This is a genomic window from Lentzea sp. NPDC055074 (genome assembly GCF_053608005.1).
This window is the reverse complement of record NZ_JBSGUQ010000017.1, coordinates 1-22,824: the sequence shown is the minus strand read 5'-3', so window position 1 is coordinate 22,824 and position 22,824 is coordinate 1. Positions and strand designations below refer to the sequence as shown.

The following is a 22,824-nucleotide window of genomic DNA, read 5'->3' as shown; positions in this document are numbered from 1 at the left end:
TCGTGAGGTCGCGTTCGCGCCAGATCCCCATTGGCGCGAACGCGACCTTCAGGCCTAGGCGAGCGAGTCGCGCCAGGCCGTGTGCAGGGCGGCGAACCGGCCCCGCTCACCGATCAGCTCCTCGGGGGAGCCGTCTTCCACCACAATGCCACCATCGAGCACCAGAACGCGGTCCGCGATCAGGACCGTCGACAGGCGGTGCGCGATGATGAACGCCGTCCGGTCGGCGAGCACTGTCTCCAGTGCCGCCTGCACGGCGCGTTCGGTGGGTACGTCCAAGGACGATGTTGCCTCATCCAGGACCAGTACCGCCGGATCAGCGAGAAACGCGCGGGCGAACGCCACCATTTGGCGCTGTCCGGCGGACAGGCGGCCACCCCGTTTGCGGACGTCCGTGTCGTACCCGTCCGGGAGGGCGGCGATGAACTCGTGCGCGCCCACCTCGGCCGCGGCGGCCTCGATCTCCGCCCGGGACGCCGACGGACGGCCCAGCGCGATGTTGTCGGCCACCGAACCGGAGAACAGGAAGTTCTCCTGCGTCACCATCACCACGGCCCGGCGCAGGTCCGCGTCCGCCACCGAGCGCAGGTCCGTGCCGTCGAGCAGCACGGCTCCCGCGGTCGGGTCGTAGAAGCGGGCCACGAGCTTCGCCGCCGTGGTCTTGCCGGCGCCGGTCGCGCCCACCAGGGCCACGGTCTGGCCCGCCGGGACGTCCAGTGAGAGGCGCGGCAGCACCATCCGGGACGTGCCGGGGTACTGGAACTCCACGTCGGCGAACCGGACGGCGCCCCCCGCGTGCCCGAGGGCCACGGGGGACGACGGTTCCGGCACGGATGGCCGTTCCTCCAGGACGCCCGAGATCTTCTCCAGGGCGGCGGTGGCGGAGGAGTAGGAGTTCGCGAACATCGCCAGCTCGTCGAACGGGTCGTAGAAGCGGCGCAGGTACAGCATGAACGCCGCCAGCACGCCCAGTTCGACGGCGCCGTCCGCGACCCGGAACGCACCCCACGCCAGCACGACGGCCAGCGACACGTTGCCGATCGCGCGGATCGTCGAGACGAACGTGGCCATCACGCCCAGTGCGTCGGTGTTCGCGTCGCGGAACTGGCCGTTGAAGCCCGACATGATCTGCTCGTTGCGGGGCTGGCGCCGGAACGCCTGCACCGCGCGGATGCCGTTCATGGACTCCACGAACTGGACGATGATCTTGGCGATGGCGCCGCGCGTGCCCCGGTACGCCTCCATCGAGCGGCGCCGGAACCAGCGCCACAGGAAGAACAACGGCAAGAAGCCCGCGATCACGACCGACGCCAGCGGCACGTCGAGCCACAGCAGGATCACCGCGATGCCGACCACCGACAGCGCCGCGTTGAACAGGCTGTCGAGCCCTTCCTCCAGCAGGTCCTGCAGCGAGTCGACGTCGCTCGTCAGGCGGGAGATCACCTTGCCGGACGTGTACGACTCGTGGAAGCCGACCGACAGGCCCTGCGAGTGCCGGAAGATCCGGCCCCGCAGGTCCAGCAGCAGGTCTTGGCCGACACGGCCGGCGATCCGCAGGAACGCCCAGCGCAGGAACGTCGTCAGCAGCGCGCAGACCGCGTAGCCGACGACGCACCAGACCAGGATCGCCGGACCGCCGCCGACAGCGGCCGGGATGCCCCGGTCGATCGCGGCGGCGATCAGCAGCGGGCCCGCGAGCGCCGCCAGGTTGCCGCCGACGACGGCCGCGATCCCCAGCGACGTGCGGGCGACGTGCGGGCGCAGCAACGACCCCAGCAGCTTGCGCGAGCGGGCCTGCAGGCGCAGACCCGTCGAGTGCGAGAGCTCCTCGATCTCCTCGGCGGCGACGCCGCGCCACTCTTCTTCTTGCGTGACGGTCACTTCACTCACGACGCCACCTCCTCTTCGACCAGGTCGTCGTCCATTGAGGACAGAAGACGCTTGTACTCCTCGTTGGTGTCCAGCAGCTCCCGGTGCGACCCGATCGCCTCGATCTTGCCGTCGACCAGCAGCGCCACGCGGTCGGCCAGCTGCACGGTGGACGACCGGTGCGCCACCACCAGCGCCGTCGTGTCGCGCAGCACGCGCCGCAGCGCACCCTCCACCTCGGCCTCGGTGTGGACGTCCAACGCCGACAGCGGGTCGTCCAGCACCAGCACCGCCGGCTTGCCGACGACCGCGCGGGCCAGCGCCAGCCGTTGCCGCTGACCACCGGACAGCGACAGGCCCTGCTCACCGATCCGGGTCGCGAGACCCCACGGCAGCGCGTCCACGAACTCCTCGGCCTTGGCCACCCGCAACGCCTCGCGCACCTGCGCCTCGGTGACGTCCGGCAGGCCCAGGCCCACGTTCTCGGTCACCGACGCGGAGAACAGCACGGGCTCCTCGAACGCCATGCCGACCACGGTCCGCAGGTCCTCCAGCGAGAGGTCCCGCACGTCGGTGCCGTCGATCGTGATCCGGCCGCCGGTCACGTCCGCGAGCCGCGGCACGAGCGCGGTCAGCGTCGTCTTGCCCGACCCCGTCGCACCGACCAGCGCCACCGTCTCGCCGGGACGCAGGTCGAGGTCGATGCCCGAGAGCACCTCGCGGCCGTCGTCGAACGCGAACCGCACACCCTCGAAACGCACGTGCCCGCGCAGCGGCGTGGGCAGCGGCGCGGGCGAGGCGGGGCCGGTGATCGCGACGGGGGAGTCGATGACCTCCCAGTAGCGTTCCAGGGCCGAGGCGGCCTGGTTCGTCTCCGCCAGCAACCAGCCGATGGAGTCGATCGGCCAGCGCAGGTACGCGCTCACCGCGACCGCCGCGACCAGCGTGCCGACCGTCATCCAGCCCTGCACGATGCCGACCGCGCCGACGGCGAGCAGGCCCGCGATCGACAGCTCCGGCAGCACGATCAGCACCGACCACAGCGCGGCCAGGATCGAGATCTTGTTCAGCTCGGTCGCCCGCAGCTCCCGTGCCTGCGCCAGGAACCGCTTCGACAGCTCCGGCCCGCGCCCGAACGCCTTGAGCACCCGGATGCCGAGCACCGACTCCTCGACCGTCGTGGTCAGGTCGCCCGCCTGGTCCTGCGCCTGACGCGCGACGACCTTGAACTTCGCCTCGAAGAAGTACGAGATGACGATCAACGGCAGCGCGCCGCACAGCGACACGACCAGCAGCCACGGCGACAGCGCCGCGATGATGCCCAGCCCGATCACCACGACCACGCTGTTCACGATCAGGAAGACGATCGCGAACGCCACGAACCGCCGCACGGTCGTGAGGTCGTTGGTCGCGCGGGACAGCAGCTGACCGGACTGCCACTTGTCGTGGAACGACACCGGCAGCCGCTGGAGATGCTTGTAGAGGTCGAACCGCATGCTCGCCTCGACCTCGGCGGCGGGCCGGGCGACGACCTTGCGGCGGATGTAGAACAGCGCCGCCTCGCCGATGCCGAGCACCAGCACGCCCGCGATCAGCCAGGGCAGCGGGCCGGTCTGCTTGTTCTGAATCGGACCGTCGACGATGCGCTGCGTGAGCAGCGGGATGCCGAGACCGCACAGCATCGCGAGCATCGTCGCCGACAGCACGACAGTCATCCGTGCGCGGTGCGGCCGCACGTACGGCCACAACCTCCGCAAGGTCTGAATTGTCGAGTTACGTTGATCGCTCACGCGACGAGCCCCCTCCAGGTCGTCTCCAAACTACGAAGTCCGACCGGCGTTCAGCATCCGGTTTTTCTCCCGACCGGAGCCTTCAGGCTCGACTTAGGTCGAGGTCAAGGGCACGATGACCACCATGACGCGGTTTCTGCGCACCGAGCAGACGATGGCGTTTCCACACGGACGGCTCATCGCCTCACGCGACGGGGTGAACTACGTGCTCGCCCCGGACGGCTGGGACCAGCTGGCCGGTCCACGCCCCAGACACGCGATGCTCGTCTCGCGCGAGGACGCCGAGGACTGGTGCGAACGCGAGGGCTGGGACCTGCACCTGCTCGACGCGGTGCCTACGCCCTCTTGAAGGTGAACAGGGCGACGAGCCCGTAGGCGACGGCCGCGAGCAACGCCTCGGCGTGGTGCCGGTTGGTGAACCACCCGACGAAGGGTTCGTGCACCTTGAAGTAGAGGCCGATGCCCAGCACGATCGGCCCGAGCAGGATGATCGGCCACACCGGCCGCACCCCGAAGACCCGCAGGATCGGCCCGGCGAGCACCAGCGACGACACGAGCGCGAGCGGCAGCCCGATCAGCACGAGCAGCAGGAACGTCGACATCGACGTGCTGTCGAGCCACGACTTCAGGAAGCCCGACTCGTACGCCCACGTCCAGCCCAGCACCAGCCCGGCGCCGACGGCCATCGACAGCACGACCCGGAACAACAGCCGGCGTCCTGTCCTACCCGTCCTGCCCGCGGTGCTCTGCTCCGTCACGCCGTCCACCGTAACCAGCGGTCACCACGTGAGCCAAGGCGTATCCGGCTCCGGCCGAGATCGTGACCACCAGGACACCGACGACCTCCGGCGGCTCGGCGCGCATCCCGATGATGGTCAGCCCGCCGGCCAGTGCCAGCACGAACGTGCCGACCGGTCCCAGGACGGCCGTCGGCCAGACGGGCCGCCACCGGGCGAGCCTCAGCAGTGCCCACGCCACGACCGCCCACACGACGGCCGAGATCGGCGCCACCCACAGGTAGATGAGACCTGCGCACCCCAACCCGTCATTACCGACAAGAACGCCGCACAGCGCCCGGCCGATCGGCACGAACGACAACCACCACGCCCCCGCGCACACCGCCCCAACCACCGCCGCCGTGAGCACCCTCATGACTGGATGATGACGACTCCCGCGGTGCGCTTCCATGAGCACAACTACGCAGACGGCGTCCCGTCCTGGACGCGCCCGCGGTAGCTCGCGGTCGCCCTGGACGCCAGCGCGTACCCGGCCGCTCCCGAGAACGGGACGAGGACGTGCATGGTCCACGCGGGCAGCAGGTACACCATCACGATGCCGAGCACGAAGGCCAGGGCGATCGCGATCGACGTCCCGCGATCACCGTCGGCCAGGCGGGCGAGTACTCCGCGAGCCGCAGCAGCCCCCACGCCACGGCTCCCCAGAACGCCACCAGCACCGGGGTCCAGTAGAGGTAGATGGTGAAGGTGCACACGAGCGGAGCGCTGTCACACGGGAGCGTCGAGACCCCGAGGATCGAGTAGAACCACCCGGCTCCGCCGAGCGCTCCCACCACCGCCGCCAGGATCACCTTCATGCCGCCGATCATGACGACCGGGAAGCCACCCGACCAGAGGCTGAACGGCTGGTGACCGCACCCGCCAGCGCGAACGCGACGGCGGGGACCAGCGCCAGCCCCACCACGCCCGCCAGCCAGCCGAACAGCAGGAGTGTCAAGCACAGCCCGATCCCGGGCACCACCACCGACCACGGTCGCGGCTGCCGGCACACCTTCAGCAACCAGCCGTGCAGCAGCGCGGACGCGGCCAGCCCGCCCAGCAGCACCACCGGCACCAGCCACAGCCCGAGCTCGGCGTAGTCGCCCATCAGGCACCGCTCGCCCGACCAGGGCGCAGGCTCCGAGAACCCGCAGAAGCCGACGTACAGCACCACGCACGCCAGCCCGGTGCCGAGGACGGCCACCACTCCGGCGACCAGGCCCATGACCACCCGCGTCAGCACCGCCGCGCCCGCCCCGCCGCCAGCGCGGCGATCGCATAGGCCACGCACGGCACGACGACCGCTGCGACCTTCAGGAACTGGACCCCTTCCGCCTGGTACAGGTCCAGGTAGGCGGACTCGAACCACACGACGGCCACGATCAGCACGGCCCACAGGACGCTGCCGACGCCGGTCGCGAGCCACCCGCGTTCCTGCCGGGCCATCCGGAACCCCGCCCAGATCAGGACACCCGCGACGACCATCCAGAGCGCGAAGACGGGCGGGTAGAACACCGGGAGCCCGACACCGCAGCCGGTGCGGCCGGGCCGCAGGTAGCAGTACCGCGTGAACCCCTCGAGCGTCAGCGCGAACCCTGCCCCGGCCAGAACGCCGGCGACCGCCCCCACCGCAGTGCGCAGCACCATGCGCCCAGAACTATCCGATCAAGCCCCGCACCAGGGCGATCTTCACGAACCCTCTACAGGACCTTCACGGCGCGGGCCCGTCAGCACGGCGATCAGCGCGTACAGCGCGGCGAACACCGCGAAGGCCAGGAAGGTCACGCCCAGCAGCAACACCATCGCGACCACCGCCATGAGGGTCGCGGGCACGGCCACCAGCCATGCCCGCGACACCTTCAGCGATCGCAGAGCGAGTCCGCCCACCACCGATCCCACCACGGCGAAGATCGGTATCGAGGTCACGAAGGCCCCGAGGCAGCCCCACTCGTCCTTCGAGCAGACCTTGCCCGAAGCGAAGAGCTCGAACATTCCCCACCAGGCAAGCCCGAGGAGTGCACCCACTCCGGCAGCCAGCGCGACACGACGTCCCACGGTGTCAGCGTCTCAGTCAGCGGTTCGACCGCACGCCGAGTAAAACGTCCTCCCACGAAGGGACGATGGGGTGGTTCTTCTTCCCCCGCTTCGGAGGAGGGTCCTTGCGGACGGGCTTCTCCGCGGCGGGCTCCTGCTCCTTCGTCACCGGCGGTGCCGACGGGGCGGGGGCCGGAGCGGGCTCCGGTTCGGGCAGCTTCTCCTGAACCGGCGTCTCGGCCACGACCGGCGTCGCCACGGGGGCCGGCGCCTGCGTCGGAACCGGCAGGGGCTCCTCGAGGACGGGGATCGGCGGCAGCACCGGAGTCGCCTCCAGGGCCTGCCGCGCGAGCTGCGTCACCGGGCGCACCGTGCGCAGGGTCCGGTTCGGGTTCGGGTCCATCAGGTCGACTGCCACGTCGTCGAGCGCCGTGACCGTGCCGCCCTGCGCACCGGGGTGGAACGCCCAGTGCGCGCGGTTGTCCGAACGCCCTGTCGTCCAGTGCAGCTGGACGATCCAGCGGCCGTCGTCGCCCTTCCACGAGTCCCACTTGGTGTCGGACAGGTCGTGCCCGCGCAGGCCGAAGGAGTGCGCGACGACCTCACCGAGCGTCTGCACGTCCGGGCCGTCCTCACGGACCGGGTGCGCGCGCTGGGCCAGGTCCGCCGTGCGCGAACGCTCCAGCAGAACGGGGTAGGCGAAGCGCTCGATGCGGTGCGTCGGCATGCCCGAGGCGGCCGCGACCTGCTCGATGGACTCACCGGAACGGATGCGGGCCTGGATCTCGCGCGGCCGCATCTGGGCCTCGCCGGACTCGATCTGCATCTGGCCGAGGCGCGCCAGATCACCGCGCAGGGCCGCTCGAAGACGCTCGTCCGCGGGGAGCGTGAAGCGCTCGCCGCGGTTTTCGGGGTCCTCGAGGATGACGGACTTGCCGTCCTCGTCGAGCCCGATGACTCGCAGCGCTCGCATCGTGGCCTCCCTGAATTCGCACCTCGCCAGCAGACAACGTTAGGACAACGAGTCGCCGATGAGTGGGAGACTCGCCGATATCTCTACGTGATCTTGCCAGTTCACGAGGGTTGCCGCACTCCCGTTTCCGGAAGGTTCACCTGGACCACCAGACCTCCTCCCCCGTTCGGACGAGCCTTCGCCGAGCCCTGATGAGCGCGCGCGACGGACTGCACGATCGACAGCCCGAGGCCCGATCCGGCGGTCCCGGTGCGGTCGCGGAGACGTCGAAAGGGTTCGAACAACCCGGGTACCGCCTGGGCAGGCACGGTGGGGCCGGTGTTGGTGACGGTGAGTTCTTGATCAAGCTCCACCGTGACGGAGCCCCCCGGCTTGTTGTAGAGGAGGGCGTTGCGCAACAGGTTCCCGACGAGGTGCGCAAGTAGGACGGGGTCGCCGTCCACCAGATACCTGCGAGTCCGAACCGCAAACGTGACCTTTTTCTCGGCCGCCAACGCCGCGCAGGACTCGATTTCGTCGTCGATCACCTCGTCCAGCCACACCAGCTCACGCGTGGCGAGCCCGCGGTCACTGCGAGCGAGCAGCAGCAGCCCGTCGATGAGCTTCTCGCTCCGCTCGTTGGTGTCGAGCAGGTGCGCCCCGAGGCGGCGGATCTCGTCGGACGCGGCGGGGTCGCCCAGCGCCACCTCGATCAGCGTCCGCTGCACGGCCAGCGGCGTGCGCAGCTCGTGCGAGGCGTTCGCGACGAACCGCTTCTGGCTGTCGAACGACGACGCGAGCCGGTCGAGCATGCCGTCGAAGGTGTCCGCGAGCTCCTTGAGCTCGTCCGGCGGCCCGTCCAGCTCGATGCGCTGGTCGAGCCGCTCGGCCTCCAGCCGGTGCGCGGTCGAGGTGATCGAGTGCAGCGGCGCCAGCACCCGTCCGGCCACGACCCAGCCGAGCCACACGGCGAGCACCGCGGCCACCAGCAACGCGATGACCGACTGCCACAGGACCGTGTTCATCGTGTCCGCGGCGAACTCCGCGCCGTTGACCACCATGGTGTCGGCGGGCAGCTGCGCCGCCTCGACCGCCGCGATGCCCGGGTAGACCCCCGTCACCCCCGCGTCGGTGGGGAGGGCGCGCGAGACCGCCATGCCGTCCAGGGGCATCCACTCGGCGAGCAGCCAGTAGTTGAGGGCGACCAGCGCGATGCCCGCGATCAGGAACACCCCGGCGTACCAGGCCGTCAGCCTGGTCCTGAGCTTCACGAGCCGAACCGGTAGCCGGCGCCGGGCACGGTCTGGATGACCTGCGGCGCGCCCAGCTTGCGGCGCAGCGTCATCACTGCCACCCGCACGGCGTTGGTGAACGGGTCCGCGTGCTCGTCCCAGGCCTTCTCCAGCAGTTCCTCGGGGCTCACGACGTTGCCCTCCGCCCGCATCAGCACCTCCAGCACGGCGAACTCCTTGGGGGACAGCGGGAGGAACGTCCCGTTCCGCGACGCCTGGTGCCGCGGCAGGTCGAGCGTCACGCCCGCGCGTTCGAGCACCGGCGGCAGCGCGGGACGGGCCCGGCGGCCCAGCGCCTGCACACGGGCCACGAGCTCGGCGAACGCGAACGGCTTGGTCAGGTAGTCGTCGGCGCCGAGCCCGAGCCCGGCCACGCGGTCGTCCACCTCGGCCGCCGCCGTCAGCATCAGCACCCGTGCCTCGCCGCCGGTCGTGTGCACCGCCTTGCACACCTCGTCACCGTGCACGAGGGGCAGGTCCCGGTCGAGGACCACCACGTCGTACGCGTGCACCCCCACCCGCTCCAACGCCGCCTCGCCGTCGTAGCAGACGTCGACCGCCATCGAGAACCTGCGCAGCCCCTCGGCGATCGTGTCCGCGAGCAGCTGTTCGTCCTCGACCACCAGCACACGCATGACGCCTATTTTCCGTGCAAAGGGCATAAGCGCCGGATAAGGCCTTTCGCTTAACGCCGCCGAATGACGCCCTCCGTAGACCTGTCCCCATGAAATCCACCATCGCAGTGTTGCTGGGCCTGCTCCTGGCGCTCACCGCCTGCGGGTCGAAAGAGCAGCCGGCCGACGCCAAGAAGGACGAGAAGGGCGACTCGGTCCAGTTCGCCAAGTGCATGCGGGAGAACGGCGTCGACATCCCCGACCCGGAGTCGAGCGAGGCGGGCGTCGGCATCACGATCGGCGGAGAGGGCGGCCTCGACCCGGAGAAGATGAAGACCGCGCACGAGGCGTGCAAGCAGTTCCTGCCCAACGGAGGCGAGTTCAAGCCGCCGTCGCCCGAGGACCAGGACAAGATGCGCCAGCAGGCGAAGTGCATGCGGGACAAGGGTTACACCTGGCCGGACCCGAAGTTCGAGGGCGGCGGCACCATGGAGGAGGCCATCGAGCTGCCCGACATGGACGACGAGAAGGTCAAGCAGGACATGAAGGACTGCGGCATGGGCGAGGGCATGGTCGCGGCGAGGCCCGTCGGATGAAGCGTCGTGTGAACTCGAAGATCGTCATCGCCGCGCTCGTCGCCGCGGTGGTGCTCGGCACCGGCGGGGTCGTGGTGCTCACCAGGATCGCGTCCAACCAGGCCAACGCCGCCCCGCTGCAGAACGACCCGTCCAAGACGGCGCCGGTCAAGAAGACGAACCTGGCCGACCAGCAGTCGCTGACCGGTCAGCTCGGCTTCGGCGCGGAACGAGCTCTGGCCAGCCGGAAAAGCGGGACCGTCACGGCACTGCCGAAACAGGGCGACGTCATCGACCAGGGCAAGCCGGTGTTCCACTCGGACGCCAAGCCCGTGCCGCTGTTCTACGGCCAGATGCCGCTCTTCCGCGACCTCGAGTCCGGCATGTCGAACGGACCCGACGTCAAGGTGGTGGAGGAGAACCTCGCCGCACTGGGGTTCAAGGACTTCGGCGCCCCCGACGAGAAGTTCACCTACTACACGGCCACCGCGCTGAAGAAGTGGCAGAAGGCCAACGGCCTGGAGCAGACCGGGAAGCTCGGCGCGGGCGACGTGATCGTGCAGCCGGGCGCGATCCGGGTGTCGTCGCTGAACGCCCAGCTCGGCGCGCCCGCCGGCGGTGACCTGATGAAGGTCACCGGCACCGAACGCGCGGTCACCGTCGAGCTGGAGCAGTCGAAGCAGCGCCTCGCGAAGCAGGGCGAGAAGGTCGAGCTGGCGATCTCCGGCGGCAAGCCGACCACCGGCACCATCACCGGCATCAGCCGGATCGCCGCCGACTCCTCCCCAGGCTCGAAGCCGAAGATCGTCCTCACGATCTCCGTGGACGACCCCAAGGCCGCCGAGGGCATCGACACCGGCAGCGTCACCGCGCTCTTCACCGTCGCGAAGAAGCAGAACGTCCTCGCGGTCCCGATCGGCGCACTGCTCGCGTTGAACGAGGGTGGCTACGGCCTCGTCACCGAGGACGGCAAGACCATCCCGGTCACCGTCGGCATCTTCGCCAAGGGCCAGGTCGAGGTGCAGGGCGAGGGCCTGCGCGAGGGCATGAAGGTGGTGACCACCGAGTGATCACCGTCGACCACGCGAGCCGGACGTATCCCGGTGGTGTGCAGGCGTTGCGCGACGTCTCCCTGACCGTCGGGGGCGGGGAGATGCTCGCGATCGTGGGGCCGTCCGGCTCGGGGAAGTCGACGTTGCTGCACCTGATGGGCACGCTCGACAAGCCGACGGCCGGCAAGGTCGAGATCGACGGCAACGACATCTCGACCATGTCCGACAACGCCTTGTCGGCACTGCGGGCGCGCACGATCGGGTTCGTGTTCCAGCAGTTCTTCCTCACCGAGGGGCTGTCCGCGATCGAGAACGTGGCCGCGGGACTCGTGTACGCGGGTGTGCCCCGGTCGAAGCGGCGGTCGATGGCGATGTCCGCTTTGGACAGGGTCGGTCTGATCAACCGTGCGCTGCACAAGCCGCACGAGCTGTCCGGCGGTGAACGTCAGCGGGTCGCGATTGCGCGGGCCGTCGTGAACACGCCGGGGATCCTGCTGGCCGACGAGCCGACCGGGAACCTGGACACGAAGAACGGCGCAGGGGTGCTGGAGCTGCTGGAGAGCCTCAACGCCGACGGCACGACGATCGTGATGATCACGCACGACCGGGACATCGCGGCGTGGGCTCCACGCCGTGTCGAGGTGCGGGACGGAGTGATCGTGTGATCGACCTCCTCCGCCTCGGGTTCTTCGGCATGCGGACCCGCCCGATCCGCGCGGTCCTGTCCGCGCTGGGCATCGCGATCGGCATCGCCGCCGTGGTCGCCGTCGTCGGCATCCCGGCCTCCAGCGCCGCCGCGCTGAGCGAGAAGATGTCCAAGCTGGGCACCAACCTCCTCACCGCCGCACCGGGCCAGGACTTCTTCGGCCAGGACGCGAAGCTGCCGGAGACCGCGGTGCCGATGGCGAAGCGGATCGGCGCGGTGTCGTCGGCGAGCGCGACCGGCAAGATCTCCGCGAGCGTCCGCAAGAACGACCTCGTGCCGTCGAGCGACACGCTCGGGCTGCAGGTGCAGGCGGCCGAGCAGGACCTGCTGAAGGTGCTGAACGCCGAGGTCCGCGCGGGCCGGTGGCTGTCGCCCGGCGAGAAGTCGGTGGTGCTCGGGGGCACCGCGGCCTCGCGGCTGGGGATCGACAAGCCCGGTGTGCAGCTGTGGATCGACGGCCAGTGGTTCACCGTGGTCGGCATCCTCGGGCCGCTGCCGCTCTCGCCGGAGATCGACAGGTCCGCGCTGATCGGCTGGGAGGCGGCCAAGGAGGCGTTCGGGTTCGAGGGCAACGCGAACACGGTCTACGTGCGCACGTCCCCGGACCAGGTCGACAACGTCCGCAACCTGCTCGGCCCGACGTTGAACCCGCAGAAGTCCAACGAGGTCAAGGTTTCCCGGCCTTCGGAGGCGCTGGAGGCGCAGCAGCTGGCCGAGAGTTCCTACAACGCGCTGTTCCTGGGCTTGGGCGGAGTCGCGTTGTTGGTGGGTGGCGTCGGCGTGGCGAACACGATGGTGATCTCGGTGCTGGAACGGCGCAGGGAGATCGGTCTGCGGCGGGCGCTCGGGGCGACCCGGCGGCAGATCCGGTGGCAGTTCCTCACCGAGTCGGTGCTGTTGTCCGGTCTCGGCGGACTGGTCGGCGTGATCGTGGGAATCGCGGTCACGGCCGGATACTCGATCAGTCAGCAGTGGCCCGCGGCACTGCCGTGGCCGGCCCTGCTCGGGGGAGTGGGCTCGGCGATCCTCATCGGCGCCATCGCCGGCGTCTATCCCGCGGTGCGGGCGGCCCGTCAGTCGCCCACGGAAGCACTCGCCTGAAAAAGCCCTGGGGTGCACCGAGAACTCGTCGGTGCACCCCAGGCCGCTGTCCTCTGTGGATCAGAGCTGGCCGACGACCCAGTCGATCGCCTGCGTGAGGATCGTGACGTCGTTCGGCTCGATGGCCGGGAACATCGCGACGCGCAGCTGGTTCTTGCCGAGCTTGCGGTACGGCTCGACGTCCACGATGCCGTTGGCGCGCAACACCTTCGCCACCGTGGCGGCGTCGACGTCGTCAGAGAAGTTGATCGTGCCGACGACCTGCGAGCGGTCGGCGGCCTTCTCGACGTACGGCGTGGTGTACGCGGTCTTCTCGGCCCACGAGTAGAGCCGGTCGCTCGAGTCCTTCGTGCGCGCGACCGACCAGTCGAGGCCACCGTTGCCGTTGATCCAGTCGATCTGGTGCGCCAGCAGGAAGAGCGTGGCGACCGACGGCGTGTTGTACGTCTGGTCCTTGGTGGAGTTGTCGAGTGCCGTCGGCAGCGACAGGAACTCCGGCACCCACCGGTCCTTGAGCTCGTCGACGCGCTGCAGAGCCGCGGGCGACATGAGCGCGAGCCACAGACCACCGTCGCTCGCGAAGGACTTCTGCGGCGCGAAGTAGTAGACGTCGAAGTCCTCGGCCTTGACCGGCAGACCACCGGCGGCGGACGTCGCGTCGATCGCGATCAGCGCGTCACCGGCACCCTCGATGCGCGTGACGGGCATCGCGACACCGGTGGAGGTCTCGTTCTGCGCCCAGCCGACCAGGTCGGCGCCCTCGGCGTAGAAGAGCTCGGGCGTCGTGCCCGGCTCGGCCTTGGTGACCAGCGAGTCCTTCAGGAACGGCGCGGTCTGCGTGACCTTCGCGAACTTGGAGGAGAACTCACCGTTCGTGAAGTGCTGAGCGGTCTCGCGCACGAGGCCGAAGCTGGCCGCGTCCCAGAACGCCGTGGTGCCACCGTTGCCGAGCACGACCTCGTAGCCGTCGGGCAGCTGGAACAGCTCGCGCAGTCCGGAGCGGACGCGGCCGACGAGGTTCTTGACGGGCTTCTGCCGGTGCGACGTGCCGAGCAGCGCGGCACCCTCGGACGCGAGGGCCTGCACGGCCTCGGGACGCACCTTGGACGGTCCACAGCCGAAGCGGCCGTCAGACGGCTTGAGCTCGGCGGGAAGCACCAACGAGGTCGGATCGGCGGTCTGGGTCATGTGGTCACGCCTCCGGGGCGATTGACTGAGCTTCAGGGACCTGACCGGCGCCGTTGCCGGAGTTCACAGTGTTGCAGGCCGGTGGCCGGGAGGTGACAGCCGGGTGTCCTGGGTCACTGCGAACGTCCCGCGAACGTCACTGGAGCATGCCGCGATCCATCGCAGTGGTGACCGCCGCGGTCCGGTCGGACACGCCCAGTTTGTTGAACACCCGCAGCAGATGCGTCTTCACGGTCGCCTCCGAGATGAACAGCGCCCGCCCGATCTCGACGTTGGACAAACCCTTGGCGACCAACTTCAGCACCTCCGCCTCGCGCGCCGACAGAGGCGGCGTCCGGACCTGCCCGACCACCTTCGCCACCATCGAGGGAGCCAGCACGGTCTCCCCGCGCGAGGCTGCCCGGATGGCCGCGATCAGGTCCTCGGTCGTCGAGTCCTTGAGCAGGTACCCGGACGCACCGGCCTCGACCGCGCGAAGAATGTCCGAATCCGTCTCATAGGTCGTGAGCACGAGGACGCGCGGCCCGGTCCCGACAATCTTCGCGGTGGCGGCCACACCGTCCATTTCGGGCATTCGCAGGTCCATCAGCACGACGTCCGGCTTCAGCAACGCCGCCTGCGCGATGGCCTCCTGCCCGGACCCGGCGTCCCCGACGACCTCCAGGTCGTCCCCCACGAGCATCCCGCGCAGCCCCTGACGCACCACCGGGTGGTCGTCCACCAGCAGAATCCTGATCACAGCGGCACCTCCACCAGCACTGACGCCCCCTCGTCCGAGGACAGCGACAGCGTCCCACCCACCTGTTCCAGCCGGGCACGCATGCCCCGCAGGCCGAAGCCCTCGGGAGCGTCGCCGAACCCGCGGCCGTCGTCGCGCACCTCCAGCGAGACGCCGTCCTCGTCGAACCTCATGACCACGTCGACCCGTGAGGCACCGGAGTGCCGCGCCACGTTGGTCAGCGCCTCCTGGACGGTCCGCAGCAGCACCACCTCGGCCGAGGTCGGCAGCCCCACCGGATCGCCGATGACGCGGAAGGTGGACTCCAGCTCCACGCCGTTCACCAACCGCCGCAACGCGTCCTCCAGCGACGAACCGTCCAAAGGCGAGGGTGAGTTGGACGCGACCAGTGCCCGTGCCTCGCGGAGGTTCTCCCGCGCGGTCCGCAACGCCAGCTCGACATCGGGCCGCGCGCCCTGCAGCAGGGTGATGATCGACGTGAAGCCCTGCGCCAGCGTGTCGTGGATCTCGCCCGCCCAGCGGGCCCGTTCGGCCTCGATGGTGAGCGCCTCGATGCGGTTGAGCAGCTCGGCGCGTTGCCTGTTCTGCTCGGACATGCGGCTGATCGCCCATCCGAAAGCCTGGGAGAACGCGATGATCAGCAGCGCGGCCGGCCAGGGCAGCGCGGGCACGGCACCCGCGGCCCAGGTCAGGATCTGCGGGGTGAACACGAACAGCACCATCGGCCAGAACGCCCACGCGACCGGCAGCACCATGTAGATCTGCGGGACCAGGCCGAACAGCGCGAAGGTCGCGTTGCCGCTGAACCAGACCGCCGGGGCGAACGTGGCGAGCGAACCCGCCGCGTAGACCAACCCGTGCCAGTCCTCGTTCCCGCGCTGGACCAGCTTCTTGCCGTAGAACAGGAACCACAGGCCGTTGAGGCCCAGCAACCCCGCCGCCGACAGGCGGTCGGCGAGGGTGTTGTCGTCGATCAGGATCAGCACGAGCGCGGTGGACTGGGTGATGGCGAACAGCACGTACCAGGTGATCAGCGACTGGTGTTGCTCCACTTGAAAGTCCTGCTGACGAGCAGCAGGCCCACGATCGTCCACGCTCCGAGCACCAGCGCGACCTTGCCGAGCTCCCATGATCCCGCCGCCTCCATGACCGCGTAGTCGTCGTTCAGCGCGAACACCGATCGGAAACCCTGACACACCCACTTCAGCGGGAAGAGCGAACCCACCGTGCGCAGCGACTCGGGCAGCGCCGACTGCATGATGAACACACCGCTGAGGAACTGCAGCACGATGTACGGCAGGTTGAGCACGCCCGCCGCGTTGCGGGTGGACTTCGCGATGGCACTCAGCGCCACGCCGATCAGCGAGCACGAGATCACGCCGAGCGTGAAGACCCAGCCGAAGGTCAGCCACTTCTGGGCGGTCGAGGGGAGTTCCACGTCGAACCGCAGCACGGCGACGATCATCAGCAGCACGGCCTCGAACAGGCTCGACACGAAGACCAGGACGATCTTGCCGATGAAGTAGGACGTGAACGGCATCGGCGTGCCGCGCAGGCGCTTGAGCGTGCCGTCCTCGCGGTCGGCCACGACGCTCATGCCCAGTCCGACGAACGACGTCGAGATGATGCCGGCGCCGATCATGCTGGCCGCGAACATCTGCGCGGCGGCGGGCTCGCGGACGTAGACGGTGCCGAGCAGCAGCATCAGCAGCGCGGGCAGCGACACCGTGAAGATGAGGTTCTCCTTCTGCCGGAAGAACTCCCGCAGCTCGGTCGCACCCCTCGAGAGACCGAGCGTCAGGGTTCCGGGCAACGTTGCGGTGGTCACGCGATCAGCTCCAGGTAGACGTCTTCCAGCGACGGGCGGGTGACGGTGAGTTCGGCGAGCTCGCCGTGCCTCGACAGCTCGGCGATCGTCTTGGTGGGCTCGGAGGTGCGGATCTCCTGGTAGCCCCGGTCGGACAGCCAGCGCACGGTCGCGTCGGCGTGGGCCCGGCCGCCGAGCGTCTGCGGCGTGCCCTCGGCGACGATCCGGCCGCCCGCGAGCACCGCCACGCGGTCCGCGAGCGCCTCTGCCTCGTCCAGGTAGTGCGTGGTCAGCAGGATCGTGGTGCCCTCGGAGGCCAGCCTCTTGATCAGGTTCCAGAACTGGCGGCGCGCCTCGGGGTCGAAGCCGGTGGTCGGCTCGTCCAGGAACATCAGTTCCGGGCGGCCGATGATGCCGAGCGCCACGTCCAGACGGCGCCGCTGACCGCCGGAGAGAGTGCCGCCGCGGGACTTGGCCTTCTCGGTGAGCCCGACGAGGTCGATGACCTCTTCCGGGTCACGCGGGTTCGCGTAGTACTTGGAGTAGTGGTGCACGGCCTCGCGGACCGTGAGGTTCGCGGCGTCGGTCGCGCTCTGCAGGACGATCCCGAGCTTCGCGCGCCACTCCCTGCCCGCCTCGGCCGGGTCGGCGCCGAGCACGCTGACCTCACCGGCGTCCCGGTCGCGGTGTCCCTCCAGGATCTCGACGCTGGTGGTCTTGCCGGCGCCGTTCGGGCCGAGCACCGCGAAGACCTCCCCGCGGGCGACGTCGAGGTCCACCCCTGCCACCGCCTGGTGGTCCTTGTAGGCCTTCCTCAGGCCCCTCACTCGGATCGCGTTCATGTCGTAGATCCTGCGATTTCGAGGGGTCCGCGCGGGACGACCGTGCCGCTGACCCCGGTTGTCCACCGGTCGGTGGACACGCGGTCGTGTTTCGGCCGTGTTTCCACTCCGGGATAGCGCGCTTTCGCGTGTTAGAACAGCCGGGTGCATCTGACGCCGCATGAACGCGACAAGCTCCTCGTGCACGTCGCCGCCGACGTCGCCCGCCGCCGGCTGGAGCGCGGGGTGCTGCTCAACTACCCCGAGGCCGTCGCGTTGATCACCGACCACGTGCTGGAGGGCGCGCGGGACGGCCGCACGGTCAGCGAGCTCATGGAGAGCGGGCGGACCGTGCTCGCGCCGGAGCAGGTCATGCGCGGTGTGCCGGAGATGATCGACTCGGTGCAGGCGGAGGCCACGTTCCCGGACGGCACCAAGCTCGTCACCGTGCACCACCCCATCGCGCCTTCCGCAGGTCCGGCGCCGGGCGAGGTGGTCGTCGGTTCCGGGCCCGTCGAGCTCAACCCCGGACGGCCGCGCGTGACGATGGTCGTCGTGAACGTCGCGGACCGGCCCGTCCAGGTCGGTTCGCACTTCCACTTCGCCTCGGTCAACACGGGGCTGTCTTTCGACCGCGAGGCCGCGTTCGGCTACCGCCTGGACATCCCGGCGGGTACGGCCGTGCGGTTCGAGCCGGGCGTCGAACGCGAGGTCACGCTGGTTCCGCTGGCAGGCTTGAGGATCGTCCGGGGGTTGCAGCGATGATCGACCGCGAACGGTATGCCGAGCTGCTCGGGCCAACGGTCGGCGACCGGATCCGGCTCGCCGACACCGACCTGTTCATCGAGGTCACCGAGGACCGTTCGCGCGGTGCCGCGTCCGGTGACGAGGTGATCTTCGGCGGCGGCAAGGTGGTCCGCGAGTCGATGGGCCAGGGCGTCGCGACCAGGGCCGAGGGTGCTCCGGACCTGGTCATCACGGGTGCGGTGATCCTCGACCACTGGGGTGTCGTCAAGGCCGACGTCGGTGTGCGGGACGGCCGGATCGTCGCGATCGGCAAGGCCGGCAACCCGGACACGATGGACGGCGTGCACCCCGCGCTGGTGATCGGCCCGTCGACGGAGATCCTGTCCGGCAACGGGAAGATCCTCACCGCGGGCGGCATCGACTGCCACGTCCACTTCATCTGCCCGCAGATCGTGGACGAGGCGCTGGCGTCCGGCCTGACCACGTTGATCGGCGGCGGCACGGGCCCGGCGGAGGGCACGAAGGCCACCACGGTCACGCCCGGAGCCTGGTACCTCGACCGCATGCTGACGTCGATGGACCACATGCCGGTCAACGTCCTGTTGCTGGGCAAGGGGAACACCGTCTCGGAGGAAGGTCTGCGCGAGCAGCTCGCGGGCGGCGCCGGCGGGTTCAAGCTGCACGAGGACTGGGGCACCACGCCCGCCGCGATCGACGCCTGCCTGCGCGTGGCCGACGAGTCCGGCGTCCAGGTCGCGATCCACACGGACACGTTGAACGAGGCCGGGTTCCTGGAGTCCACTGTGGACGCCATTGCCGGTCGCTCGATCAACGCCTACCACTCCGAGGGCGCCGGCGGCGGGCACGCGCCGGACATCATCCGCGTGGTCTCGCTGCCGAACGTGCTGCCGTCGTCGACGAACCCGACGCGCCCGCACACGATCAACACGCTCGAGGAACACCTCGACATGTTGATGGTGTGCCACCACCTCAACCCGTCCGTGCCGGAGGACCTGGCGTTCGCGGAGTCGCGCATCCGGCCGACCACGATCGCCGCCGAGGACCTGTTGCACGACCTGGGCGCGATCTCGATGATCTCGTCGGACTCGCAGGCGATGGGCCGCGTCGGCGAGGTGATCATCCGGACCTGGCAGACCGCGCACGTCATGTCGTCGCGGCGGTCGCTCGACTCGAACCTGCGCGCCCAGCGGTACGTCGCCAAGTACACGATCAACCCCGCCGTGGCGCACGGGATCGCGTCCGAGGTCGGGTCCGTCGAGGTCGGCAAGCTCGCGGACCTGGTGCTGTGGGAACCCAAGTTCTTCGGCGTGCGGCCTTCGGTGGTGCTGAAAGGCGGGTTCATCGCGTGGGGTGCGATGGGCGACGCGAACGCGTCGATCCCGACGCCCCAACCGGTGTGGGCGCGGCCGATGTTCGGCGCGACGGCCGGTGCGGCGTCCTCGGTGTTCTTCGTGGCACCCGAGGCCGTCGAGGCGGGGATCGGCGAGCGGTACGCGCGGCGGGTGCTGCCGGTGGACTCGACCCGGTCGGTGACCAAGGCGGACATGGTCCACAACGACGCGATGCCGGACGTCCGGGTCGACCCGGACAGCTTCGCCGTGCACGTCGACGGTGACCTGGTCGAACCGTCACCGGTCGCGGAACTGCCGATGGCCCAGCGGTACTTCCTGTTCTGATGCTGACCGCGCTGATCCTCGCCGACTCCCGCTTCCCCGGCGGCGGCCACGTGCACTCCGGGGGACTGGAGGAGGCCGCCGCGCGCGGTCTGGTGCACGACGAGCCGTCGCTGGAGTCGTTCCTGCGCGGGCGTCTGGTGGGGGCCGGGTTGCTGGCGGCAGGGTTCGCGGCCGCGGCGGCTCGGGGTGAGGATCTCGCGTTGTTGGACGCGGAGCTGGACGCGCGTACTCCCTCTCCTGCCCAGCGCGCGGCTTCCCGGGCACAGGGGCGGGGGATGCTGCGGGCTGCTCGGCGGGCCTGGCCTTCTGCCCGGCTGTCCGCGTTGCCCCGCGACCCGCATCAGCCGCTGGTCATCGGAGTGCTGGTCGGTGACGCGTTCGAGGCTGCGCTGACCTGCGCTTATCTCTCCGTGAGCGGGCCTGCGTCGGCGGCCGTGCGGTTGCTGGGGCTCGATCCGTTCGGGGTCAACGCGATCGTGGCGTCGCTGGACGTCGAGGAAGTTGCTTCGCGGGCTTGCGTCGAGCTGCCCGCGCTGGGTTCGCCTGCCTTGGACCTGTTGGCCGAGGCACATCTCCGACGTGAAGGGGTGCGTCTCTTTGGGAGCTAACCACGGTCCCGACCCGCATGATCACCACCACGGAGCCGCGCCGCGCATCGGCATCGGCGGTCCTGTCGGCAGCGGCAAGACCGCGCTGACCGCGGCCTTGTGCCGCGCGCTGGGGTCGCAGATGTCGCTGGCGGTCGTCACCAACGACATCTACACGACCGAGGACGCGGACTTTCTGCGTCGCGCCGGCGTGCTGGACCCGTCGCGCATCGAGGCGGTGCAGACGGGGTGTTGTCCGCACACGGCGATCCGCGACGACATCACCGCGAACCTGGACGCGGTGGAGCGGTTGGAGCACCGGTTCTCCGGGCTCGACCTGGTGATCATCGAAAGCGGCGGGGACAACCTGACCGCGGTGTTCTCGCGCGGGCTGGTCGACCGGCAGATCTTCGTCGTCGACGTCGCGGGTGGTGACAAGGTGCCGCGCAAGGGCGGGCCCGGGGTGACCACCGCGGACCTGCTGGTCATCAACAAGATCGACCTGGCGCCGTACGTGGGCGCGGACATGGACGTGATGATCTCCGACGCCCATCGGATGCGCGGGGACCTGCCCGTCATCGCCCAGTCGCTGGTCGAGACCCCCGAGGCGCCCGAAGTGGCCAAGTGGGTGCTCGCCCAGCTGTGAAGGCCTCAGCCCGGTTGGTGGTGTGTTTGGACTCGCACGGCAACAGCGTCGTGCGAGTGCTGCGGTCGATGACACCGTTGACATTGGTGCCGCACCGCCGAGTGGGCCCGGTTGCCTTGGTGCACCTGGTTTCCTCGGTGACGGCACCGCTGGGCGGAGATTCGTTGTCCCTGACCGTCGAAGTCGGTCCTGGAGCCTCACTCGAGCTTCGAGGTGTTGCGGCGACACTGCTTCTGCCCGGTTCGTCCGGTGCGGCGTCTTCGTCGATCGTCAGGTTTCTCGTAGAGGGATCGGTTTCCTACCTGCCCGAACCGACCGTCGTGACTCGGCGCGCGAACCACACCGCAGTGGTGGAGGCCGAATTGGACGGTCACGCACAGTTGCGAACCCGGGAGGTCCTGGTGCTGGGGCGGGCGGGTGAGCCCGCGGGTGCGTTGTCGACGTCCGTGCGCGCAACCCGTTGTGGGACGCCGTTGTTGCACCAGCAGCTCGTGGTGGGTGACGCGGTGGTGGACTCTTCGTCGGCGGGGTTGGCGGGCAAGAGAGTCGTCGGCACCGAGCTCGTGCTCGACTCGGTGGAGCGACCGGCCGGCGGCGGGGAGTGGTGGAGCGTGGTTCCGTTGGCAGCAGGCGGAACCCTTGCCACCGCACTGGGTGATGACGTGGTCACTGTCACACGTGTGCTCGACGCCATCTGACTCGATCACGAGCTCGATCCAGAACTGTTCTTTGCACGGACAGTCACCGTTCAGGTGGTGGTCATCACCGCGCAGGCGGTTTCGGGAACGCGCGCCCGTGCGTATGGTCGCGGGTCCAGGGACCACGAGTTCTGCCGCTGCTTGGAGGTTCGCCGATGACGGAGACCACGAACATCGCACTACCGGCGATGCGCGTGTCCTACGAGCAGGGCTCGCTCAGCGAGGCCGAGCTTGCCGCCACCTGGCACGACCAGCTCCAGTTGTGGCTCGACCAGGCCGCGGGTGCCGGTCTTGCCGAGCCGAACGCCATGGTGCTCGCGACGACAGACGTGAAGGGCCGTCCCTCGTCGCGGACCGTGCTGGCGAAGGGGCTGGATGCTCGTGGGCTGGTGTTCTTCACCAACTACACGTCGAACAAGTCGCACGACCTGATGGCCACCCGCTACGCGTCGGCCACGTTCCCGTGGTTCGCGATGCAGCGGCAGGCGCACGTGCGCGGGGTCGTCGAGAAGGTCGGGCCCGTGGAGACCGCGGAGTACTGGAACTCCCGGCCTCGGGGATCGCAGATCGGGGCCTGGGCCTCGCCCCAGTCCCGGGTGGTGACCGGGCGGTCCACTTTGGATTCCGCGCTGCACAAGATCGAGCGGCAGTTCGCCGACACCGAGAAGATTCCTGTACCGCCGCACTGGGGTGGGTGGCGGATTCGGCCCGAGGAGGTCGAGTTCTGGCAGGGGCGGCGGGATCGGATGCACGACCGGCTGCGGTTCCGGGACGGGCGGGACGGGTGGTCTTTGGAGCGGGTCGCTCCGTAGGTTTTTGGGTGGTGTGGGGCGCTTCCTGTGGGCGGGGAGCGCCCCGTTTTTGTGTTTTTGGACGGTTGGCGTGGGTTGAGCCTGGCGTGGGGCTGGCCGTTGAGTGGGGCCGACCTGGCGTGGGGCCGACCTGGCGTGGGCTGACGTCTACGTGGGGCTGACCTTTGCGGTGGGCTGCCCTGGCGTGGGGCGAGCCAAGACGGTGGTCACCTTGAGGGCGGCCACCTTGCGTTGCGTGCTTTCCCTGGGGCTCTGCCCCAGACCCCGGCAATCTGATCAGGGGGCCAGCGCTGCCGGTGGGTAGATGGCACGCCTGTTGCT

28 protein-coding genes are annotated in these 22,824 nt (G+C 69.6%); 11 read left to right on the top strand and 17 right to left on the bottom strand.

What is annotated here, in order from left to right:
- Positions 1 to 54 precede the first annotated feature (54 nt).
- On the bottom strand, positions 55 to 1,890 hold the full coding sequence (locus ACWF7A_RS31660) for an ABC transporter ATP-binding protein (RefSeq protein ID WP_452254171.1): 1,836 nt from the start codon (positions 1,888 to 1,890) through the stop codon (positions 55 to 57).
- On the bottom strand, positions 1,887 to 3,584 hold the full coding sequence (locus ACWF7A_RS31655) for an ABC transporter ATP-binding protein (protein ID WP_452254170.1): 1,698 nt from the start codon (positions 3,582 to 3,584) through the stop codon (positions 1,887 to 1,889). The genes ACWF7A_RS31660 and ACWF7A_RS31655 overlap by 4 nt, the downstream gene beginning before the upstream one ends.
- Positions 3,585 to 3,783: 199 nt before the next feature.
- On the opposite strand from ACWF7A_RS31655, the gene ACWF7A_RS31650 reads away from it, so the two are divergent.
- On the top strand, positions 3,784 to 4,008 hold the full coding sequence (locus tag ACWF7A_RS31650) for a hypothetical protein (RefSeq protein ID WP_452254169.1): 225 nt from the start codon (positions 3,784 to 3,786) through the stop codon (positions 4,006 to 4,008).
- On the opposite strand, the gene ACWF7A_RS31645 is transcribed toward ACWF7A_RS31650, so the two are convergent.
- The 10 genes from ACWF7A_RS31645 to ACWF7A_RS31600 all read right to left on the bottom strand — a co-directional run bounded on the left by ACWF7A_RS31645 (position 3,995) and on the right by ACWF7A_RS31600 (position 9,348).
- The gene (locus ACWF7A_RS31645) at positions 3,995 to 4,417 is read right to left on the bottom strand and encodes a hypothetical protein (protein WP_452254168.1); all 423 of its coding nucleotides are present in this window, start codon (positions 4,415 to 4,417) and stop codon (positions 3,995 to 3,997) included. The genes ACWF7A_RS31650 and ACWF7A_RS31645 overlap by 14 nt on opposite strands.
- Positions 4,383 to 4,811, bottom strand: a complete 429-nt coding sequence (locus ACWF7A_RS31640) for a hypothetical protein (RefSeq protein WP_452254167.1) — start codon at positions 4,809 to 4,811, stop codon at positions 4,383 to 4,385. Before ACWF7A_RS31640 ends, ACWF7A_RS31645 begins: the two co-directional genes overlap by 35 nt.
- Positions 4,812 to 4,855: 44 nt before the next feature.
- The gene (locus ACWF7A_RS31635; protein ID WP_452254166.1) at positions 4,856 to 5,002 is read right to left on the bottom strand and encodes a hypothetical protein; all 147 of its coding nucleotides are present in this window, start codon (positions 5,000 to 5,002) and stop codon (positions 4,856 to 4,858) included.
- Positions 4,987 to 5,253, bottom strand: coding sequence for a hypothetical protein (locus tag ACWF7A_RS31630; RefSeq protein ID WP_452254165.1), 267 nt, complete (start codon positions 5,251 to 5,253; stop codon positions 4,987 to 4,989). Before ACWF7A_RS31630 ends, ACWF7A_RS31635 begins: the two co-directional genes overlap by 16 nt.
- A gap of 8 nt (positions 5,254 to 5,261) precedes the next feature.
- Positions 5,262 to 5,678: a hypothetical protein gene (locus ACWF7A_RS31625; RefSeq protein WP_452254164.1), complete on the bottom strand. Its 417-nt coding sequence runs from the start codon at positions 5,676 to 5,678 to the stop codon at positions 5,262 to 5,264.
- Positions 5,672 to 6,082 (bottom strand): hypothetical protein, encoded by a 411-nt coding sequence (locus ACWF7A_RS31620; RefSeq protein ID WP_452254163.1) that lies wholly within the window; start codon positions 6,080 to 6,082, stop codon positions 5,672 to 5,674. Before ACWF7A_RS31620 ends, ACWF7A_RS31625 begins: the two co-directional genes overlap by 7 nt.
- Positions 6,083 to 6,124: 42 nt before the next feature.
- Positions 6,125 to 6,427, bottom strand: a complete 303-nt coding sequence (locus ACWF7A_RS31615; RefSeq protein WP_452254162.1) for a hypothetical protein — start codon at positions 6,425 to 6,427, stop codon at positions 6,125 to 6,127.
- A gap of 79 nt (positions 6,428 to 6,506) precedes the next feature.
- Positions 6,507 to 7,442, bottom strand: a complete 936-nt coding sequence (gene sepH / locus ACWF7A_RS31610; RefSeq protein ID WP_452254161.1) for a septation protein SepH — start codon at positions 7,440 to 7,442, stop codon at positions 6,507 to 6,509.
- Between the two features lie 101 nt (positions 7,443 to 7,543).
- Positions 7,544 to 8,692, bottom strand: coding sequence for a sensor histidine kinase (locus tag ACWF7A_RS31605; RefSeq protein WP_452254160.1), 1,149 nt, complete (start codon positions 8,690 to 8,692; stop codon positions 7,544 to 7,546).
- Positions 8,689 to 9,348: a response regulator transcription factor gene (locus ACWF7A_RS31600; protein WP_452254159.1), complete on the bottom strand. Its 660-nt coding sequence runs from the start codon at positions 9,346 to 9,348 to the stop codon at positions 8,689 to 8,691. Before ACWF7A_RS31600 ends, ACWF7A_RS31605 begins: the two co-directional genes overlap by 4 nt.
- A gap of 89 nt (positions 9,349 to 9,437) precedes the next feature.
- Here ACWF7A_RS31600 and ACWF7A_RS31595 point away from each other — a divergent pair, with 89 nt between their 5' ends.
- Genes ACWF7A_RS31595 through ACWF7A_RS31580 form a run of 4 tightly spaced genes read left to right on the top strand, consistent with a single transcriptional unit; the run spans position 9,438 to position 12,761 of the window.
- Positions 9,438 to 9,923 (top strand): hypothetical protein, encoded by a 486-nt coding sequence (locus ACWF7A_RS31595; protein WP_452254158.1) that lies wholly within the window; start codon positions 9,438 to 9,440, stop codon positions 9,921 to 9,923.
- A complete protein-coding gene (locus ACWF7A_RS31590; RefSeq protein ID WP_452254157.1) occupies positions 9,920 to 10,972 on the top strand; it encodes a peptidoglycan-binding protein in 1,053 nt (350 codons plus the stop codon). The genes ACWF7A_RS31595 and ACWF7A_RS31590 overlap by 4 nt, the downstream gene beginning before the upstream one ends.
- Positions 10,969 to 11,619: an ABC transporter ATP-binding protein gene (locus ACWF7A_RS31585; protein ID WP_452254156.1), complete on the top strand. Its 651-nt coding sequence runs from the start codon at positions 10,969 to 10,971 to the stop codon at positions 11,617 to 11,619. The genes ACWF7A_RS31590 and ACWF7A_RS31585 overlap by 4 nt, the downstream gene beginning before the upstream one ends.
- 29 nt (positions 11,620 to 11,648) lie before the next feature.
- Entirely contained in the window at positions 11,649 to 12,761 is a 1,113-nt protein-coding gene (locus tag ACWF7A_RS31580) for an ABC transporter permease (protein ID WP_452254341.1), read from the top strand.
- Between the two features lie 60 nt (positions 12,762 to 12,821).
- On the opposite strand, the gene serC is transcribed toward ACWF7A_RS31580, so the two are convergent.
- The 5 genes from serC to ACWF7A_RS31555 all read right to left on the bottom strand — a co-directional run bounded on the left by serC (position 12,822) and on the right by ACWF7A_RS31555 (position 17,337).
- Positions 12,822 to 13,949 (bottom strand): phosphoserine transaminase, encoded by a 1,128-nt coding sequence (gene serC, locus ACWF7A_RS31575; protein WP_452254155.1) that lies wholly within the window; start codon positions 13,947 to 13,949, stop codon positions 12,822 to 12,824.
- 136 nt (positions 13,950 to 14,085) lie between these two features.
- Positions 14,086 to 14,688, bottom strand: a complete 603-nt coding sequence (locus ACWF7A_RS31570; RefSeq protein WP_452254154.1) for a response regulator — start codon at positions 14,686 to 14,688, stop codon at positions 14,086 to 14,088.
- Entirely contained in the window at positions 14,685 to 15,740 is a 1,056-nt protein-coding gene (locus ACWF7A_RS31565) for a sensor histidine kinase (protein ID WP_452254153.1), read from the bottom strand. Before ACWF7A_RS31565 ends, ACWF7A_RS31570 begins: the two co-directional genes overlap by 4 nt.
- Positions 15,719 to 16,516: an ABC transporter permease gene (locus ACWF7A_RS31560; RefSeq protein WP_452254152.1), complete on the bottom strand. Its 798-nt coding sequence runs from the start codon at positions 16,514 to 16,516 to the stop codon at positions 15,719 to 15,721. Before ACWF7A_RS31560 ends, ACWF7A_RS31565 begins: the two co-directional genes overlap by 22 nt.
- Entirely contained in the window at positions 16,513 to 17,337 is an 825-nt protein-coding gene (locus ACWF7A_RS31555; RefSeq protein ID WP_452254151.1) for an ABC transporter ATP-binding protein, read from the bottom strand. The genes ACWF7A_RS31560 and ACWF7A_RS31555 overlap by 4 nt, the downstream gene beginning before the upstream one ends.
- Positions 17,338 to 17,481: 144 nt before the next feature.
- Between ACWF7A_RS31555 and ACWF7A_RS31550 the strand changes: the two genes are divergently transcribed.
- From ACWF7A_RS31550 to pdxH, 6 genes are all read left to right on the top strand, one after another.
- On the top strand, positions 17,482 to 18,081 hold the full coding sequence (locus tag ACWF7A_RS31550) for an urease subunit gamma (RefSeq protein WP_452254150.1): 600 nt from the start codon (positions 17,482 to 17,484) through the stop codon (positions 18,079 to 18,081).
- Positions 18,078 to 19,760, top strand: coding sequence for an urease subunit alpha (locus ACWF7A_RS31545; RefSeq protein WP_452254149.1), 1,683 nt, complete (start codon positions 18,078 to 18,080; stop codon positions 19,758 to 19,760). The genes ACWF7A_RS31550 and ACWF7A_RS31545 overlap by 4 nt, the downstream gene beginning before the upstream one ends.
- On the top strand, positions 19,757 to 20,368 hold the full coding sequence (locus ACWF7A_RS31540) for an urease accessory protein UreF (RefSeq protein ID WP_452254340.1): 612 nt from the start codon (positions 19,757 to 19,759) through the stop codon (positions 20,366 to 20,368). The genes ACWF7A_RS31545 and ACWF7A_RS31540 overlap by 4 nt, the downstream gene beginning before the upstream one ends.
- Entirely contained in the window at positions 20,358 to 20,993 is a 636-nt protein-coding gene (ureG, locus tag ACWF7A_RS31535; RefSeq protein WP_452254148.1) for an urease accessory protein UreG, read from the top strand. The genes ACWF7A_RS31540 and ureG overlap by 11 nt, the downstream gene beginning before the upstream one ends.
- 68 nt (positions 20,994 to 21,061) lie before the next feature.
- Positions 21,062 to 21,691, top strand: a complete 630-nt coding sequence (locus tag ACWF7A_RS31530) for an urease accessory protein UreD (protein WP_452254147.1) — start codon at positions 21,062 to 21,064, stop codon at positions 21,689 to 21,691.
- A 155-nt stretch (positions 21,692 to 21,846) separates the two neighbouring features.
- Entirely contained in the window at positions 21,847 to 22,503 is a 657-nt protein-coding gene (gene pdxH / locus ACWF7A_RS31525; RefSeq protein ID WP_452254146.1) for a pyridoxamine 5'-phosphate oxidase, read from the top strand.
- Positions 22,504 to 22,824: the final 321 nt, after the last annotated feature.